Annotated in this window: 12 protein-coding genes, 1 tRNA gene and 2 riboswitches; of the genes, 5 read left to right on the top strand and 8 right to left on the bottom strand. The window is 55.4% G+C overall.

The genetic code is table 11. The features are described 5' to 3' along the window. Positions 1-13: 13 nt before the first annotated feature. The 7 genes from MKY58_RS22585 to MKY58_RS22555 form a co-directional block, all read right to left on the bottom strand. Positions 14-1,963 carry an amidase family protein gene (locus tag MKY58_RS22585; protein ID WP_339322212.1) on the bottom strand — a complete coding sequence of 650 codons (1,950 nt, stop codon included), beginning with the start codon at positions 1,961-1,963 and terminating at the stop codon, positions 14-16. Between the two features lie 207 nt (positions 1,964-2,170). Beyond that, complete coding sequence (locus MKY58_RS22580) at positions 2,171-3,004, bottom strand: helix-turn-helix domain-containing protein (RefSeq protein ID WP_339322211.1); 834 nt, start codon at positions 3,002-3,004, stop codon at positions 2,171-2,173. Between the two features lie 90 nt (positions 3,005-3,094). Further along, positions 3,095-3,751, bottom strand: coding sequence for an urease accessory UreF family protein (locus MKY58_RS22575; protein WP_339322210.1), 657 nt, complete (start codon positions 3,749-3,751; stop codon positions 3,095-3,097). A gap of 597 nt (positions 3,752-4,348) precedes the next feature. Continuing rightward, positions 4,349-5,371, bottom strand: a complete 1,023-nt coding sequence (locus MKY58_RS22570) for a DUF2804 domain-containing protein (RefSeq protein WP_339322209.1) — start codon at positions 5,369-5,371, stop codon at positions 4,349-4,351. Positions 5,372-5,606: 235 nt separating this feature from the next. Beyond that, complete coding sequence (locus MKY58_RS22565) at positions 5,607-6,836, bottom strand: MFS transporter (RefSeq protein WP_339322208.1); 1,230 nt, start codon at positions 6,834-6,836, stop codon at positions 5,607-5,609. Between the two features lie 11 nt (positions 6,837-6,847). Beyond that, positions 6,848-7,279 (bottom strand): MarR family transcriptional regulator, encoded by a 432-nt coding sequence (locus MKY58_RS22560; protein ID WP_246537169.1) that lies wholly within the window; start codon positions 7,277-7,279, stop codon positions 6,848-6,850. Positions 7,280-7,468: 189 nt separating this feature from the next. Next, positions 7,469-8,086 carry a PAS domain-containing protein gene (locus tag MKY58_RS22555; protein ID WP_339322207.1) on the bottom strand — a complete coding sequence of 206 codons (618 nt, stop codon included), beginning with the start codon at positions 8,084-8,086 and terminating at the stop codon, positions 7,469-7,471. A gap of 252 nt (positions 8,087-8,338) precedes the next feature. On the opposite strand from MKY58_RS22555, the gene MKY58_RS22550 reads away from it, so the two are divergent. Then, positions 8,339-8,692: a helix-turn-helix domain-containing protein gene (locus MKY58_RS22550; protein WP_339322206.1), complete on the top strand. Its 354-nt coding sequence runs from the start codon at positions 8,339-8,341 to the stop codon at positions 8,690-8,692. A 199-nt stretch (positions 8,693-8,891) separates the two neighbouring features. Here the strand turns inward: MKY58_RS22550 and MKY58_RS22545 are convergent, their stop codons facing one another. Continuing rightward, complete coding sequence (locus MKY58_RS22545) at positions 8,892-10,295, bottom strand: MFS transporter (RefSeq protein WP_339322205.1); 1,404 nt, start codon at positions 10,293-10,295, stop codon at positions 8,892-8,894. Between the two features lie 137 nt (positions 10,296-10,432). On the opposite strand from MKY58_RS22545, the gene MKY58_RS22540 reads away from it, so the two are divergent. From MKY58_RS22540 to kdpA, 4 genes are all read left to right on the top strand, one after another. Beyond that, a complete protein-coding gene (locus MKY58_RS22540; RefSeq protein ID WP_339322204.1) occupies positions 10,433-11,275 on the top strand; it encodes a helix-turn-helix transcriptional regulator in 843 nt (280 codons plus the stop codon). Between the two features lie 138 nt (positions 11,276-11,413). Further along, positions 11,414-11,496: transfer RNA gene (locus tag MKY58_RS22535), tRNA-Leu, on the top strand. A 463-nt stretch (positions 11,497-11,959) separates the two neighbouring features. Continuing rightward, positions 11,960-12,163, top strand: a riboswitch (cyclic di-AMP (ydaO/yuaA leader). A gap of 109 nt (positions 12,164-12,272) precedes the next feature. Further along, positions 12,273-12,448, top strand: a riboswitch (cyclic di-AMP (ydaO/yuaA leader). A 177-nt stretch (positions 12,449-12,625) separates the two neighbouring features. Then, on the top strand, positions 12,626-13,018 hold the full coding sequence (locus MKY58_RS22530) for a hypothetical protein (RefSeq protein WP_212952198.1): 393 nt from the start codon (positions 12,626-12,628) through the stop codon (positions 13,016-13,018). 269 nt (positions 13,019-13,287) lie between these two features. Beyond that, positions 13,288-14,964, top strand: a complete 1,677-nt coding sequence (gene kdpA / locus MKY58_RS22525; RefSeq protein ID WP_339322203.1) for a potassium-transporting ATPase subunit KdpA — start codon at positions 13,288-13,290, stop codon at positions 14,962-14,964. Positions 14,965-15,050: the final 86 nt, after the last annotated feature.

The raw sequence follows: 15,050 nt of genomic DNA, 5'->3' as shown, positions 1-15,050 counted from the left end.
GGAAAGTTAAACGTTATGGCGTCGAACCAGGCGCCTGGCGATGATGCGTGTGCTGTTCATAGCTATAAGCCAGCTTGATAAGCTCAGGTTCGCTGAATGCCCGGCCGAAGAAGTCGATGCCCACCGGAAGACCGTCCGGCGTAAATCCTGCGGGCACCGTTACCGTAGGCCAGCCCGTAAAAGAACTCAGCTTGAAGGCGTCTCCGGCCACCTGATCTTCGCCGATTTTGACGGCGGTTTTGGACGAGGTCGGGAAGATCAGGGCGTCCAGCTGATGGTCCGCCATCATTTTCAGGACGGCCTCCTGCACGTATTTCGTGCGGTACAGGACGATGTCCTTATACTCCTGCGCGTCCAAAGAGGTTCGTTTGTTCCGGTCGATCAGCGCCTTTTCGATTGAAGGATCGTATTGGCCGGAAGCGATCAATTCGTCCAACGATTTGTACGGCGAAGCGTCGCCGAGCGACTTGAGATAATCGTTGAATTGGAATTTGAATTCCCAGGCGCTTAGGCTTCCGTATTTGTTGATGACATCGAAGTTCGGGATTTTGACATTGTCCACAAGTACGGCGCCTGCGGCTTTCATTTCATCGATGGCGCGGGAGGCGACGGCGTTGACCTGTTCGTCGGTGCCGAATACTTCGCGTACGATGCCGATCCGGGCGCCTTTCAGCCCGTCGCGATCCAGGTAATCGGTATAATCCTTTGGCACGAAACCTACGCTTTTGGCCGTCGCAATGTCGTTGGGATCATAACCTGCCGTCGCATTCAATATGAGGGCCGCATCGGCTACGGTACGTGCGATCGGTCCGCCCGTATCCTGGGTGAGCGCCAGCGGGGCAATGCCGTCGCGGCTGGATAAGCCGACGGTCGGGCGGATACCGACCAGGCTGTTGAACGAGGAAGGGATCCGGATCGATCCGCCGGTATCGGTGCCCATGCCGACCGCGGCGAGGTTGGCGGCAACGGCGGCGGCCGTACCCCCGCTGGAACCGCCGGGCACGCGGGTCAGGTCGTACGGGTTAAGCGTTTGCCCGCCCATCGAGCTGACGGTCGTATAGCCGAAAGCAAATTCGTGAAGATTGGCTTTGCCGATCACGATGGCGCCGGCGTCCCTTAATTTTTTTACTTGCGCCGCGTCATCCGGAGGGATGACGCCCTTCAGGCCGACGTTGCCGGAGGTCGTGGGCATGTCATATGTATCGTAGTTGTCTTTGACGATCACGGGGATGCCGTGGAGCGGGCTGCGTTCCCCCGTGGCGGCGCGCTCGGCGTCAAGCTGTCTTGCCGTTTCCAGCGCCTTGGCGTTCAAAGTAAGGATGCTGTTGAGTTTGGGGCCTTGATGATCGTATTTCGCGATCCGCTCCAAATATTGCCCGACCAGTTCTTCGGAGGTGAGGCGCCCGGTTTCCATCGCTTTTTGCATCTCCGCGATCGTAGCCTCCGTCAGCTTGAAGGGCTGCAAATATCGGTAAAGGCGATAGACGATGGCGGCGGTTTCGCGATGGGTCAACATGCTGCCGTAGCCGAAAGCCTGGGGCGATTTTCCCTGCATCAGCTCGGCGGTGTATACGTCTGCGATGGCTTTGCGATCGGGACTGTCCGGAGCAACGTCGCGATATTCAACCGGCTTGGCGTAAGGCACTTGAATGAGCGAATCCAGGAGGGAAGCCGCCTTTTCCCGCGTCAGCCCCCCATTTTCTTGGGTGGGCGCCAGGGTGACGGAGGAACCGGCGGCTTTTGCGGCTGTTTTGACCGCTTCGGCGAATTCGGCCGCCGTGATCGGCGAACTGCTCGCCCCAGCCGATGTCAGCGATTGCGGCATCCAGTCTTGGGATAAGGCTTCCGCCATCTCGCCGCTCGGGGCGGGGGAGGCTGCCGGAGAGGCCGATGCCATCGTCGGGGTGAGCGACAGGGCAGAGATAAATAGCAGCACTAACTGTTTGCTTTTGAAACTCTTCATAAGTTCTCCTCCTGTGGTGATGTTATGAAAGATGACTCTATACGGAAGACAAGGGCCTGTTTGAAATCCCTGGTTTGGGGGCCGGAAGGCGGATATACAGGGATTGGGGATAAACAAGCGGCCTTATTTTCATCGTTGGAGCCTATTTTAGCGGAGGAGATATCACATGGATTGTATAAAACGGAACTGATGTGAGGTAATATGACGCTAACTATGATTTTTTTGCAGAAGTTGCGTTAGCCAGACGGTCGGGCATTCGCGGCTGAATTTTTTGAACTCGCGGATAAAATGGGCTTGATCGTAATAACCGGATTCCGAAACGATGTTGCTGAAGGCGATTTTACCGGGCTGCAGCAGTTGGCGGACGGCGGATTGGAAACGTACGATTTGGCAAAACGTCTTGGGCGGGATCCCTACATATGCCTCGAATAAAGAGCGGAAGTGACGGCTTGAGCAGTTCATGATGCCCGATAAATGGCTAAGGCTGATATTTCCGCGAGCTTCGCAGATTCGGTCAATCGCAGGTCCGAGTCCTTTGGGTTCCCGATCTCCTCCAAGCGGCGCCAGCGCTGTAACACGGGCTATTCCCTCTTGGAAGAGGCTGATCCGGCTGAAAAAGGAACCGCCCTCCAATGGAATCCGCAGCATGGAGCACAGGCCGGCGGGGAGGAAGTCGCCAAGCGGGACGCAGCTGTTCGCCAGTTTTTTGACGGGGATCAGGGAGTGAGGGGCAAGCGGTACGGGGAGGAGCCTGGCGCCAAAATACGTCGTTCCTGGCTGAAGCGATAACGTCCGGCTGCGGATGCCGCCAATCACCATCGGGCCCGAAACCTGTGCTCCGAAAGGGAACAGGATATCGATACAGCCTCCGGGGATAAGCGGGCACCGTCCCGGGTGTACCGGGGGAACGACAAATTGATAAAAGAGAACCGGGAAGCCCTCTTGCGAAATATGGTCGCGGAGTTCGATATAGTCGTCGAAGTGATTGGCCATCCCCGGCTGTGCGGGCAAAAAATCAAAAGCGGCAGGTGCAAGGTTCATCGTCATCTCTCTCCTTCATGAAACATCGGGTCCATATCAAAATAACCCCACAACGTGGGGCCGCTTCCGTGTCTATTCGGGCGTTTCCGGTCAAGCGATATGGGGGCTGCTTGCCGTGGATTCAAAACGTTCTTTCGTCAGGGAATCTTTTTCGAGCAGCCACGCCTTTTCCGTTTCCGCCGTCCATTTGCCGGCCAACATAGCGGCCTCGGGACGGGCGATATTCAGAGGGCGGGCCGCACCGTAAACGCAGGCGCATATGGCGGATTTCATATAACCGTATACGGCCTGATCGCAGCTTGTTCCCAATTGGTAGTTGATGTACGCATGGACGGTAGGCAGGCAAGCAGGACCGAGCTGATCCCGGACGATGCCCTCCAATACGGAGAGGTTGAGCCATGGGTACAAGGCTTGTGCCAGCTTCACCAGTCTTTTTCCCCGTTTTCTTGCGGCTTCGCATTCGTCCGTCGTTACGGCTGGGCCAAGCAGCATATTGTCGATGTTGCTGATTGAGGCGATGTCCAGCAGCTCGGCCGCCTCGTATACCGCTTGAATGGCGGTGCCGTCTTGGCGGACTAAACGGTTCGTCAGGGGATGAAGAAAATAACCTTCGAGTTCCATCAGCGTTTGAATACGTCCCTCCGAAATGCGGCTTCTTAAGTCCGATAAGCAGCTGAAGCCTCCAACCGATAAATCGTTATCCAGCATCTGCACGTAATCCAGCAGTTTGGTGCTTTTGTCGTTCAACGCGGTCACCTCCAAGCAAGAATAGGATGAGCCATTAGAAATGGATGAAAACCAAATTTGATGTTATATTATATTACACTAAATACACTATCCGACTGTTTGAATCAGAATATTTGTAAGTTAATATCACACAAACTTTTCCTTTTGTCAATAAAACAAGTGAAAAAAGATGATAATAACTCTACTGAATGTAATAAAATATTACATAATATTAACAAGGGGTGGTTTGGCCCGAAGAGAGCGATCCGTTTGCTCCTTCGGTACGAGATTCATGACAAACATGAAGCGCTTAAAGGGAATAGGGGAAAAAAGAGACTACCTCGATCCGGACAAGCCGTCTGTAATCAGATAACTTCCTGTCAGAGCCGTTTCCGCAGGCAGGCCCGAATCGTCTTCGATTTTTGAGGGGCATGTCTCGCTTTTGCCTTCGCTGCTGAGCCCGATGCTGCGTATCGTGACGCGCTTAGCCCTCGCTCCAGCGGCTGGTCCGCTCCCGGTCCTGCAGGGCCGGCGCATATTCTTACGCATGCCTTTACGAAGCATTCAAAGCCCTTCCGGAATGAACCGGGAGGGCTTTTTGCCGCTGCCGGTTATAGGTCACCAGCGATTGACCGCGTGCTCCACGAACCCCGACATGTCCTTCACGTCGATCACGGTGCCGTCGTCCAGAACGGCTTTGCCTTTGAAACGCCCGAAAATTTGGTGGCAGCAGTTGTCGACGAACAGCATTTTCGTTTCGGTATACCGGTCGTAGATCGGCTCAAAATCCATTTCGAACCGCCCGTCATCGCTGGTGATTTTTTTCGGGGACATGTACCCGCCTGCCGCCAGGTCGACGTACACCTCGTTCAGCTTGTGGGCGTTTCCGTCGTAAAACAGCATATTTTCCGTGGCGGCCTCCGTATTGCCGAACCCGAAGCCGATGTTGAATCCGAAACGTTTGCCGCCGATCCAGGCGCTGCCGCTGCCCCAAACCCATTCATGGTTAAACGGCCAGACGCCGCGTCCCCAGTCGAGAAGTCCGAAAGCCGTTTCCGGCTCGAACGCGATCGTCCGGTCGCTAAACGTGACAGTGCCGCTGGCAGGCATGCAATTGATTTTGTGATTGTAATAAAAATAGCGAGGATCTTCGTCAAACGGCGTTGCAATGACCATCGATTCCAGATCGGGCTGGGAAAGCTCGATATCGATGTCGATTCGGGGGAACGTTTTCGGATCGCGGGTTCGGCAGCGCAAACGGCGGCCGCCTTTGTACACCTCAAACTGCATGTCGATCGTTTTGCGGCGAACGGCCAAATCCCCATGCTCGGCGGAAGCGGGCATGTGCAGCCGGTTGAACGGGAGCGCGATGATTTCTTTTGCGGCGTATGTTTTTTTCTCGTTCAAATCGATCAGCATCGCGGAAACTTCCCCGGCGTAAGAGGCGTGGCCGATGGTCAGCTGGAGGCAGTAATCGTCATTGGACACTTGGTAGAAATCCCATTCCTTGATCCGCCACGGCGGAGCCTTAATATGCTTGCGGTTGTAGCGCATCACGGCTTTGGTCGAATAGCCTTTTTGCATCAAGGTACCGTTCGGGTAGAGCAAATCGGAGAAGGTCGTAATCCGGTGGTTTCTCATGACGGGTCTTCCTCCTTATGTATTGTGATTAGATAAGAAAGCGCTTGCAAAACAAAAAGACATGTGCCGCTGCATTTTTGCTAAATGGCTTTAACGTTAGGCTTACGGATGTCATGAAACCATTATATGGGGAAGCGGTTCGAAGAATCACCTTAAATTCCAGGGGGGCCGCCGGGACTTAAAAACGAAGCGTGGAAAAAGACCCCTCCGCGGCATGCGGAAGGGTCTGCGACGTTTAACCGTCGATCGAGCGGTTGTCCGGGGAAGGCTGGAGGATGGCTTTCGCCCCGTCTTTGGATCGGGTCAGCAGGTACAAGGCATAAATGGCGATAAAGACGCCCAGGAACAACGAGGAATACCGATACATCGTGCCGTAGCTGCTGAAAGCGGCGATTTGCCCCAAAACGAGCGCGCCCACGGCCACGCCGAAGTCGAGCGAGTTGAAATACATGCTGTTCGCCATCCCTTGCCGCTGCGGCGGTACGAGCTGAAGCATCCAGGATTGCAGCGTCGGCTGCAGCGTGCCGAATCCAAGCCCGTAGAAGAGGGCGGCCAGCGCCAAAAAGCCGGTCGACGTCGCATAGGACAGCAGCCACAGCCCGACGATCAAACATGCCGCTGCCGGGATGAGCAGGGCTTTATGGCCTTTTTTGTCGTAAATTTTGCCGGAAATCGGCCGGATCAAAATGACCGCTGCCGCATTAAACAAAAAGAAAAGCGAAGCGTTGGCCAAATGGGCCTCTTTGCCGAACAGGTTCATAAAGCTGAGGAGCCCGCCGTACGTCACGGACATGAGCAGGTTCAGCAGGCTTGGCAGCAGGAGCGCTTTCGGGAATCCCTTTTTCTCCGGGACGGCCGAAAATGCTTTGGGAACGGCGGCAGGCTCCGGCGGTTTAACCTTTTTCGTCAGCGGATAAACAAGCGGAAAAATAAGGGCGATTACGATGATCGTTGCGTACACGAGCGTCGTGAACCCTTGCTTTTCGAGCAGCATGCTGCCGATCACGGGTCCAAGGGACAAGGCTATGCTGGTCGATAAGCCGAAATACCCCATGCCTTCGCCGAGGCGGCGGACCGGAACGATCCCGGATGCCATCGTCGGCAGCGTGGTGCTGCCCATGCCGAAGCCGATGCCGAACACGATCCGCATCGCTAGCAGCAGCGCAAGCGTGCCGCTCCATAGGTAGCCCAGCGTGGCGAGAAGCGCCAGGGCAAGCCCCAGAAACAAGATGACGTTGCGTTTCCCTTTTTCCAGCGCTTTCGCCGAGAAGAGACGGGAGATAATGGCGGATAAAGCAAACACGGTCGTGAACAGGCTGACCGTTAAAGCGCCCGCGTGAAAATGTTCTTTGACGTAACCGGGGAGCGGCGACAAGATCATCTGCAGGTTCAAAAACAGCAGCAGATTGCACACCGTCAGCATGATAAACTCCCGGGTCCACAATTTGTCTTTGGTGTCTTCCATGGTTGTAACCTCTACTCTACAAATATTCGGTCAATATTGGCGTTGATTTGTTTCATAATCTGGTCGAGCGTCTCGAGCTGCTCGTCCGTAATCCCGGCGATCAGCTCGTCGTTCAGGCTGAGCTCCAGCGGCTCGGTTTCGTTCATCAGCTGCTTAACGGCCGGGGTCGCATAGATCAAATAGGCTCTCCGGTCGCCGGGGTCGGGTTTGCGCCGGACGAAGCCCTTTTTGTCGAGAACGTCGAGGATCCGCGTAATGGAGGGCTGGTCTTTGCCGGATCTCAGCGCAAGCTCCTTTTGGTTGATTCCTTCCTGGAGATACACTTGGTACAGCACCGTCCATTGTTCGGGGGTGATGCCGTACGGCTTCAGTCTGCTTGCAAACAGGGAGGACATTTTGCGGGACATGTTGCCGAACCGGAATCCAATCGATTGGTGGGGCAATTTGGACCTTTTCAGAGAGATGCACTCCTTCAATTAATTGTCATAACAATTATATTCATATAAATAGAAATCGTCAACGTTACATCCATAAAATGGAATGTTATTCATTGCGAATGCATACAAGCACGGATGGCTTTCGAGCGTCGCGTATCGAAACGACAATCCGGGCATGCGTATGTTAAGGCCGGTTTACGAGCAGGACGATCCGTCCAAAATAGAGGAATACTTCGGATACAGGCGCCGGATGCAGTCCGGACAGATGTCATGGGTGAACTCCGCGTGCGTATGTTTTTCGAGAAAACTTTCGACCGAATTCCAAATATCTTGTTCGTCGCGGATTCTTTTGCACACGGCGCAGATCGGAAGGAGCCCGCGCAGCGTTCGGATTTGGGTCAGGGCCTCCAGCAAATCATGCTCGATCATTTTGCTCTTGGTGATGTCGGTGAAGCACACGGTCATCCCTTTGACGGTATGGCGGCCATCGTCGTAAATCGCCGAGGCTTCGAGCAGATACCACTTATTCGCACGCTGCATCGAGGACTGGATTTCCTGGCGATAATAAGGCAGCGTTCCGTTCAATACGGAATCAAGCTCGTCCGGCGGCCGTCCGTCGGCCTCCGACAGGGCGTAATAAATTTGCATGAAGCTGACGCCGATCCATTCGAACGTTTCGGGAATGCCCGCATCGATCGAATTTTGGACCCAGTTTCGGTTGACGGAGACAATGCAGCCATCGGCATCGACGACCGCGACGGCCTGCTTGAACGAATCGATGATTTCGGGAAAAGTGAAGCTTGTTTTAGGCAACTAAGGTCGCTCCCTCTATTTGTATTGGAAGTGCTTTATCGCAGGTACGCGTGCTGGTTCAGGTCTGTCTGACGGGGAGTTCGCATGGGATGTTTGAGGATTGCGTGAATAAAGGAATAAACTTATTTCTCCAATTATTGTTATGTTATAATTACTGTAGCATAAAGAAAAGTATATACTTTTTTACGTCATTTTGCAAGAGAAAAATTACGAAAATACGTCGTCATAAGAATTATCGGAAGGCGGTTTAATATGCAATCCATTTACGATCGAATCGAATCGTTAATCAAAATGCGGGGGATGACGAAAAAATCGTTTTGCGAGCAGCTTGGCATCAGCACGGGGAATCTGGGGGATTGGAAAAGAGGAAAATCAACGCCGGGTACCCATAAACTGATCGAAATTGCCTCCTTTTTCGACGTCAGCCTCGATTGGCTGATTTTGGGCAAAGACCAGGAGCGTTTTCATTTGAAGGAAAACACAGGTACATACGCATGGGAGGAAGGGGATGACGGCGACGTTCCGTTGTCCGAGAAGGAAAAAGAGTTCATAAGGGAATATATCGAGTTTACGCGTTACCGAAAAAAACAATCGAACGGCGAATGAGCAAATAGAATCGGACGCGACGGCCTGAAGGGACGCATGCGTCTGTTCCTGCAGGAAGGATGGACCGTCGATCCCGATGGATCAGCCGGGTGGCGGCAAGCCTTCAGGGAGCGGCTATCATAGGGGGGGCGTGCCCCGGGACAACGCAAAAAAGAAGCCTTTGCTTTGGGAGCAAGGCTCTTTTTTGTGGTTGGGAACATTAACGTTCAATCCGCGGGTTGCGGCCCTTTCGGCCGATAAAGGCAAACGACAGCAGGCTCCCGGCCAGCAGGACGGCCGCAGTCAGGGCCAGCCCCAGGCGCATCCCCGCCGTCATCGACGGGGTGCCGCCGAGGATCGAGCCGATCATGGCAACGCCCAAGGTCGCGCCCACCTGCCGGCTCGAATTTAATGCGCCCGATGCGGCGCCTGTCTGCTCCCGGGGAACCGCGCCTATGACCGCGGTCATGAGCGCGGGGATGGTGAGGGAAACTCCAAGGCCGATCAGGAACAGGCCGATCAAAGGAAGGGCGTAATCGGAGGTTGAAACCATTCGCAGCTGGAAGATCGTTCCCGCGGCTGCAAGAAGGAACCCTGCGGTCATCGGGATTCTGGCGCCGATCCTGCCGACGATGCGGCCGGTGACGATCGGATTGAATGCCAGCGGGATCGTCATCGGAAGGAGGGCCAGGCCTGCCGTATGAGCCGATAATCCGCGCGCTTGTTGAAAAAAGAGCGGCAGCGCGAACAAAATGCCCGACAATCCGATATTGACGGCCATGCCGGCAATCATTCCCGCCGATACGGTTGCGTTTCGAAACATTCCCAGCGGAAGCAGCGGGTCGGGGCCTTTCCTTTCGGCCCGCGCAAAGAGAGCCGCGCTGACGAGCGTCAGGACGAAAGCGGCGATCACGATCGGCGATCCCCAGCCGTAAGCCGATCCCTCCATGAGCGCGAAGGATAACGCGGCGATGGCCGTTACAGCCGTCCATTGGCCCGTCCAATCCAGGGGCTGCCGCCGCTTGCGGGCGGTTTCGGCGCCGAGCCGCAGGACGATGGCCAAGCTGATGACGGCAAGCGGCACGTTCAGCAGGAAGATGCTTCGCCACCCGAGCGAATCGGCCAGCAGGCCGCCCGCAACGGGCCCGGCAGCCATGGCGATCCCGGTGACCGCAGCCCAGATGCCAAGCGCCCTGGCACGTGCGGACGGTTCGGGAAACGCATGGGCAACGAGCGCTAGCGAGGCCGGCGTCAGAGCCGCGCCTCCGATGCCCAAAACGGCGCGCAAGGCGATCAGCAAGCCAAGCGAAGGGGCGGCCGCGGACAAGGCCGAAGCGGCCAGAAACAGGACCAGGCCTCCGGCATAGACGCGGCGCGCTCCCAGTTTATCGGCTAGCCCGCCCATCGAGAGCAGGAAGCCGGCAAACACGATCGTATACGCATTGACGACCCATTGGAGGCCGGAAATCCCGCCGCCAAGGTCGGCGCGGATCGCGGGCAGCGCGACGCTGACTACCGTCGTGTCCAGCAGCACCATAAAGTATCCGATCGACAGTCCGAGCAGCAGCAGCGCTTTAGCCGGCTTCCAGCGGCCGTCGGACTGGATGTTCATCGCTTTTTCCAAGACAATCCCTCCGTAAAGGCAAATTCGGCAGTCATCGCCGTTACCGGGAAAGTGTATAATGGTTCTTATCATGGGACTAGATGAGGGTTTATCCTAGGAGAAATTCTCCTAGGGAACGGGAAGGGGAGGAGAAGCACTTGTGGGAAAAAGCGGATGGGGAGCGTCTTCGGGAGCTTGCCCAGTTTTTGCGGACCCGGCGCGCCCGGATGACGCCGGAGCAGGCCGGATTGAAGGTGGAGGGGCGCAGGCGGACTCCGGGACTTCGGCGCAGCGAGGTGGCGCTGCTTGCCGGCATCAGCGTCGATTGGTATACGTGGCTGGAACAGGGCCGAAACATACAGGTGTCTTCCCAGGTGACGGAGAGCATCGCGCGCGCCCTGCAGCTTGATGCCGATGAAAAAAAACATCTGTTTCTGCTTGCTTTGCAGCAGTATCCCCCCGTTTCGGAGGAGGCTGCCGCGGAAATTACGCCGGCGCTTCAGCGGTTTCTGGACCTGCAGGGAACAAGCCCGGCTTACGTGACCGACCAGCGCTTAAACATCGTGGGATGGAACCGGATCGCCAGCATGGTGTATGGAGAATATGAAACGATGCCGGCAAGGGAACGCAACTCCGTCTGGCGTACGTTTACCTCCCCGGATGTCCGCAGCCTGCTCCGGGAACGTTGGGAAGCCCATGCCCGGCACCGTCTGGCGCAATTTCGGGCAAACTACGCCAAATTCGCCGGGGATCCATGGTGGACGGACATGATCGGGGAATTAAACCGCGCAAGCGAAGAATTCAGGGCGTGGTGGCCGCGGCATGACGTCTTAAACGGCCCCGAAGGGAAAAAAATCATTCATCATCCGGCCGCGGGCAGGCTCGAATTCGAGCAGGTTTCGTTTGTGACGTCCGACGACCCGGGTTTGACCGTCACGATCAACGTTCCGACGGCGGAAGGCGATACGGTCGCCAAGCTGGGCAAGCTGTTGAAGGAATGAACGGGCTTTGGTCCACGGCCCGTTTTTACGCAACGGATCATATATTCCCTGGGATCGGACTGGATAAAAGAAATAAGCTATTTACATATCGTGATAATCGGTGTATAATAACAGAGTTGCTGCAAAAGTTAATATTATGCGGTAGTGGTGGAATGGCAGACACGCTATCTTGAGGGGGTAGTGGGCGTATGCCCGTGGAGGTTCGAGTCCTCTCTACCGCATTGACGATCTGACCGAGAAAATCCCTGTTTTGCAGGGATTTTTTTGTTGCACCGGGCAATGTTTCGCCATCCAAGCGTTCGTCCGTAAAAAGAAGCTTTTGCCGCCGCGGGAAATTCCATAGACTCACATATAACGAAAGAGGCCAATGCGGCCTCTTTTTTGTTTTGCTCCATTCTTTATGCTTTTAGGTCGCCATAGGGCAATGGTTCACGATTCGATTGGGCCCGGCCGGTTTGCGGAAAAAGGGATCCGATTCAAAGGAACGCAATAGAAGGGGCTTTCGAATCCATTGCCAAAAACGCGAAAAATAGAGAGCATGCGAGAGCTTGGCGCAGATAAAGACTTTTGTAAGCGGTAACCTGTATGCTAGGGTCGTCATTTTACGCGGATAACGATTTCGCGTCTCCTTTACATGCCGATGCACGCGGGTGTATGATTCAAATCGTAATTGAACATGTTTCCATTTTTAAATCGCTGAGTTTCCGTTTGAAGAAGCGGAAATCGGGGGAACCAATCGCGCGTCCCGTCGTCCGGTGTGAGAGTCGGAAGGCAGGGAGGCGCCGGGGTGAATCCTGCGAACGGATGCCATGGATCCGATCGCGGGTAGAGCGACTCTCACCGCTCGAATCCGTCAGCTAACCTCGTAAGCGTCGCCTGAGAGAGGAATGATGAAACTTGTGATCGATGAACATCGGCCGCAGGGGATCGGATGACCTCTGTGGTTTTTTATTGCCAAAAACGCAACGTTGCACAAAATGGATGAAAGTCAATAGAAACGTCTTTAACGCTGAATTCTGGCTTTGGCCGGAAGCGGGGGAACCAACGCGCCGTTTGCTTCCACAAGCGGATGGCGCCGGGGTGAATCCCTTTGTCCGAAAACCGGACGGGGGAAGGGCGACTCTCACGCCCTAATCCGTCAGCTAACCTCGTAAGCGTATCGGGAGAGGCCCCATTCGTCGTGAGCGATATTTCATGGCTTTCTTTGGTCATGGATGTTGGAAGCCGCGGGAAAGAATCCTCTTTCCTGCGGCTTTTTTTTATTCGGGTCAGCATTTCGGATAAGCATTTTTAATAAAAGGTGCGATTGTTGCGGATTGCCCGATCCAGAAACGAAAGGAGGCGAGAGCCGTGGAGGAGGAACTCATCGTCGTGACGGCCCCGAACGAGGCCGGGCGCAATTTTATCAAGCTTTTGATCTATCTCAAGCGGCCTTTCGCCGCGCTGACGAACAATGCCAAGGAAGAACGCGATCTGAAGAAGCTGGGCGTCTCCAAAGTCATCCGGCTCCATACCAACAACACGGAGGAATGGGTCGTGCCTGAGTGGCGGATCGGCCGGATTTTTATATTCGAAAACAGTTTGAATTTAACGTGCCGTTACTTGCAAATTTGCCGTGCTTGGACGCCGGATTCGATATACGTAATCACCCGGGCGCATCACTCGCCGGGCATTTACCGGGGGCTTGGCGCGGATCACGTCATTCACACGTTGAACGGCGAAGTCGGATTTTTGCTGAAATAAGGGATTTGACAAGGAGAGCGTTGAACCATGATGGATTTTTTAATGATTTTAACGCTTGCGGGCGTGTTCGGAATCTTTTTGCTGTTCCTCATGTGGTGCGGCCATGTCGTGGATGGGGGAGGCGAAGGCCGATGATCGTGGTTTTGGTGCTGACGGCGTTTGTGTTCGTCTACCTGGCGTATGCCTTGATCCATCCGGAACGGTTTTAGAAAGGCCGGGCGGAGCAGGCTTAGACGCCTTCGACCCGCTTATAAGAGGAGGAAACGATTTTGGATATATTGCAGATAGGCATCGTGATCGTGGTGCTGCTGCTGTTGGTCAAACCGGCAGGCAGTTATATTTACCACGTATTTTCTAACGAGGCGAACTGGACGGACCGGATGTTCGGTCCCGTGGAGGAGTTTTTTTATGCCGTCATCGGTCTTCGGAAACGCTCCGGGATGAGCTGGAAAACATACGCCCTAAGCATGATGGCGACGAACGTCGTGCTGGTGGCCGCAAGTTACGCGGCGCTGAGATGGATGGGCGGACTGCCGGCAAACCCGAACGGGACGGGAAACATGGAGGCGAGCTTGTCCTTCAACACCGTCATCAGCTTTATGACGAATACGAACCTGCAGCATTACAGCGGGGAAAGCGGCATGTCGTATTTGGGGCAAATGATCGTCATCACGATGATGATGTTTACGTCGGCCGCGTCCGGCCTGGCCGTGGCGATCGCTTTCATGCGGGGCATAACCCGCCGGCGGGGCGGACTCGGCAACTTTTTCGAGGATTTCGTCAAAGCCCATGTCCGGGTGTTCCTGCCGCTCGCGTTGATCGTTACCCTGGTGCTTGTGGGGTTGAAGGTGCCGCAGACGCTTGATCAGGCGGTGACCGTGAACACGCTTGGCGGCGCTGTGCAGCATATCGCGATGGGGCCGGTAGCGTCCCTGGAATCGATCAAACATCTGGGAACGAACGGCGGCGGATTTTTCGGGGCGAACTCGTCACATCCGTTCGAGAATCCGAGTCCGCTCACGAACGTCATCGAAATTTTAAGCATGTGGACGATATCGGCCGCGCTGCCTTACACGTTCGGGCGTTTCGCCGGCAACCGCAAGCAGGGCTGGATTCTTTTTTCGGCCATGATGGTGCTGTTCCTGGCGTTCCTGTCCCTGACGTACGTCTCGGAAAAAAGCGGCAACCCGCTGATCCATCAGCTGGGCATCGACGCTTCGCAGGGCAGCATGGAAGGAAAAGAAGTTCGTTTCGGCGTGGCGCAGTCCGCTTTGTTCACGGCGGTGACGACCGCGGCGACGACCGGTTCGGTCAATAACATGCACGATACGCTGACCCCGCTCGGCGGGCTGGCTCCGCTGGCTCAGATGATGCTGAACGTCGTCTTCGGGGGCAAAGGCGTCGGGCTGGTCAACATGCTGATGTACGCCATATTGGGCGTGTTCATTTGCGGCCTCATGGTCGGGCGGACGCCGGAGTTTCTCGGGAACAAAATCGAAAGCCGGGAAATGAAGCTGATCGCCGTCGCGGTCCTGGCGCATCCGCTGATCATTTTGGCGCCGACGGCCATTTCGTTCCTGACGCATCTCGGCACGGACGCCCTTTCGAATCCGCTGTATCATGGGCTCAGCCAGGCGTTGTACGAATTTGCGTCATCCGCGGCGAACAACGGCTCCGGCTTCGAAGGGCTGGGGGATAACACGGTGTTCTGGAACGTCAGCACGGGGCTTGTCATGCTTTTGGGACGGTATGTGTCGATCATCGCGCTTCTCGCCGTGGCCGGTTCGTTGTCGCGGAAGAAGCCCGTTCCCGAATCGATCGGCACCTTCCGCACGGATACGAAGCTGTTTGCCGGGATTCTGGTCGGAACGGTGCTCCTGATCGGGGCTTTGACCTTCCTGCCTGTGCTCGTGCTGGGGCCAATCGCGGAGTTTTTGACGATGTAAGGGGCCTGTCGAAATGGTTTGCAAACGGAAGCGATGGTTCGCTGGGAGCGTCCCATCGAAAAACGCATGTTAAGCGATGGATAAAC

It is taken from the genome of Paenibacillus sp. FSL W8-0194, from assembly GCF_037969745.1.
GTDB lineage: Bacteria > Bacillota > Bacilli > Paenibacillales > Paenibacillaceae > Paenibacillus_AQ > Paenibacillus_AQ cookii.
Note: the sequence above shows the minus strand (reverse complement) of the source record. Positions and strands in the feature narration are given on the sequence as shown.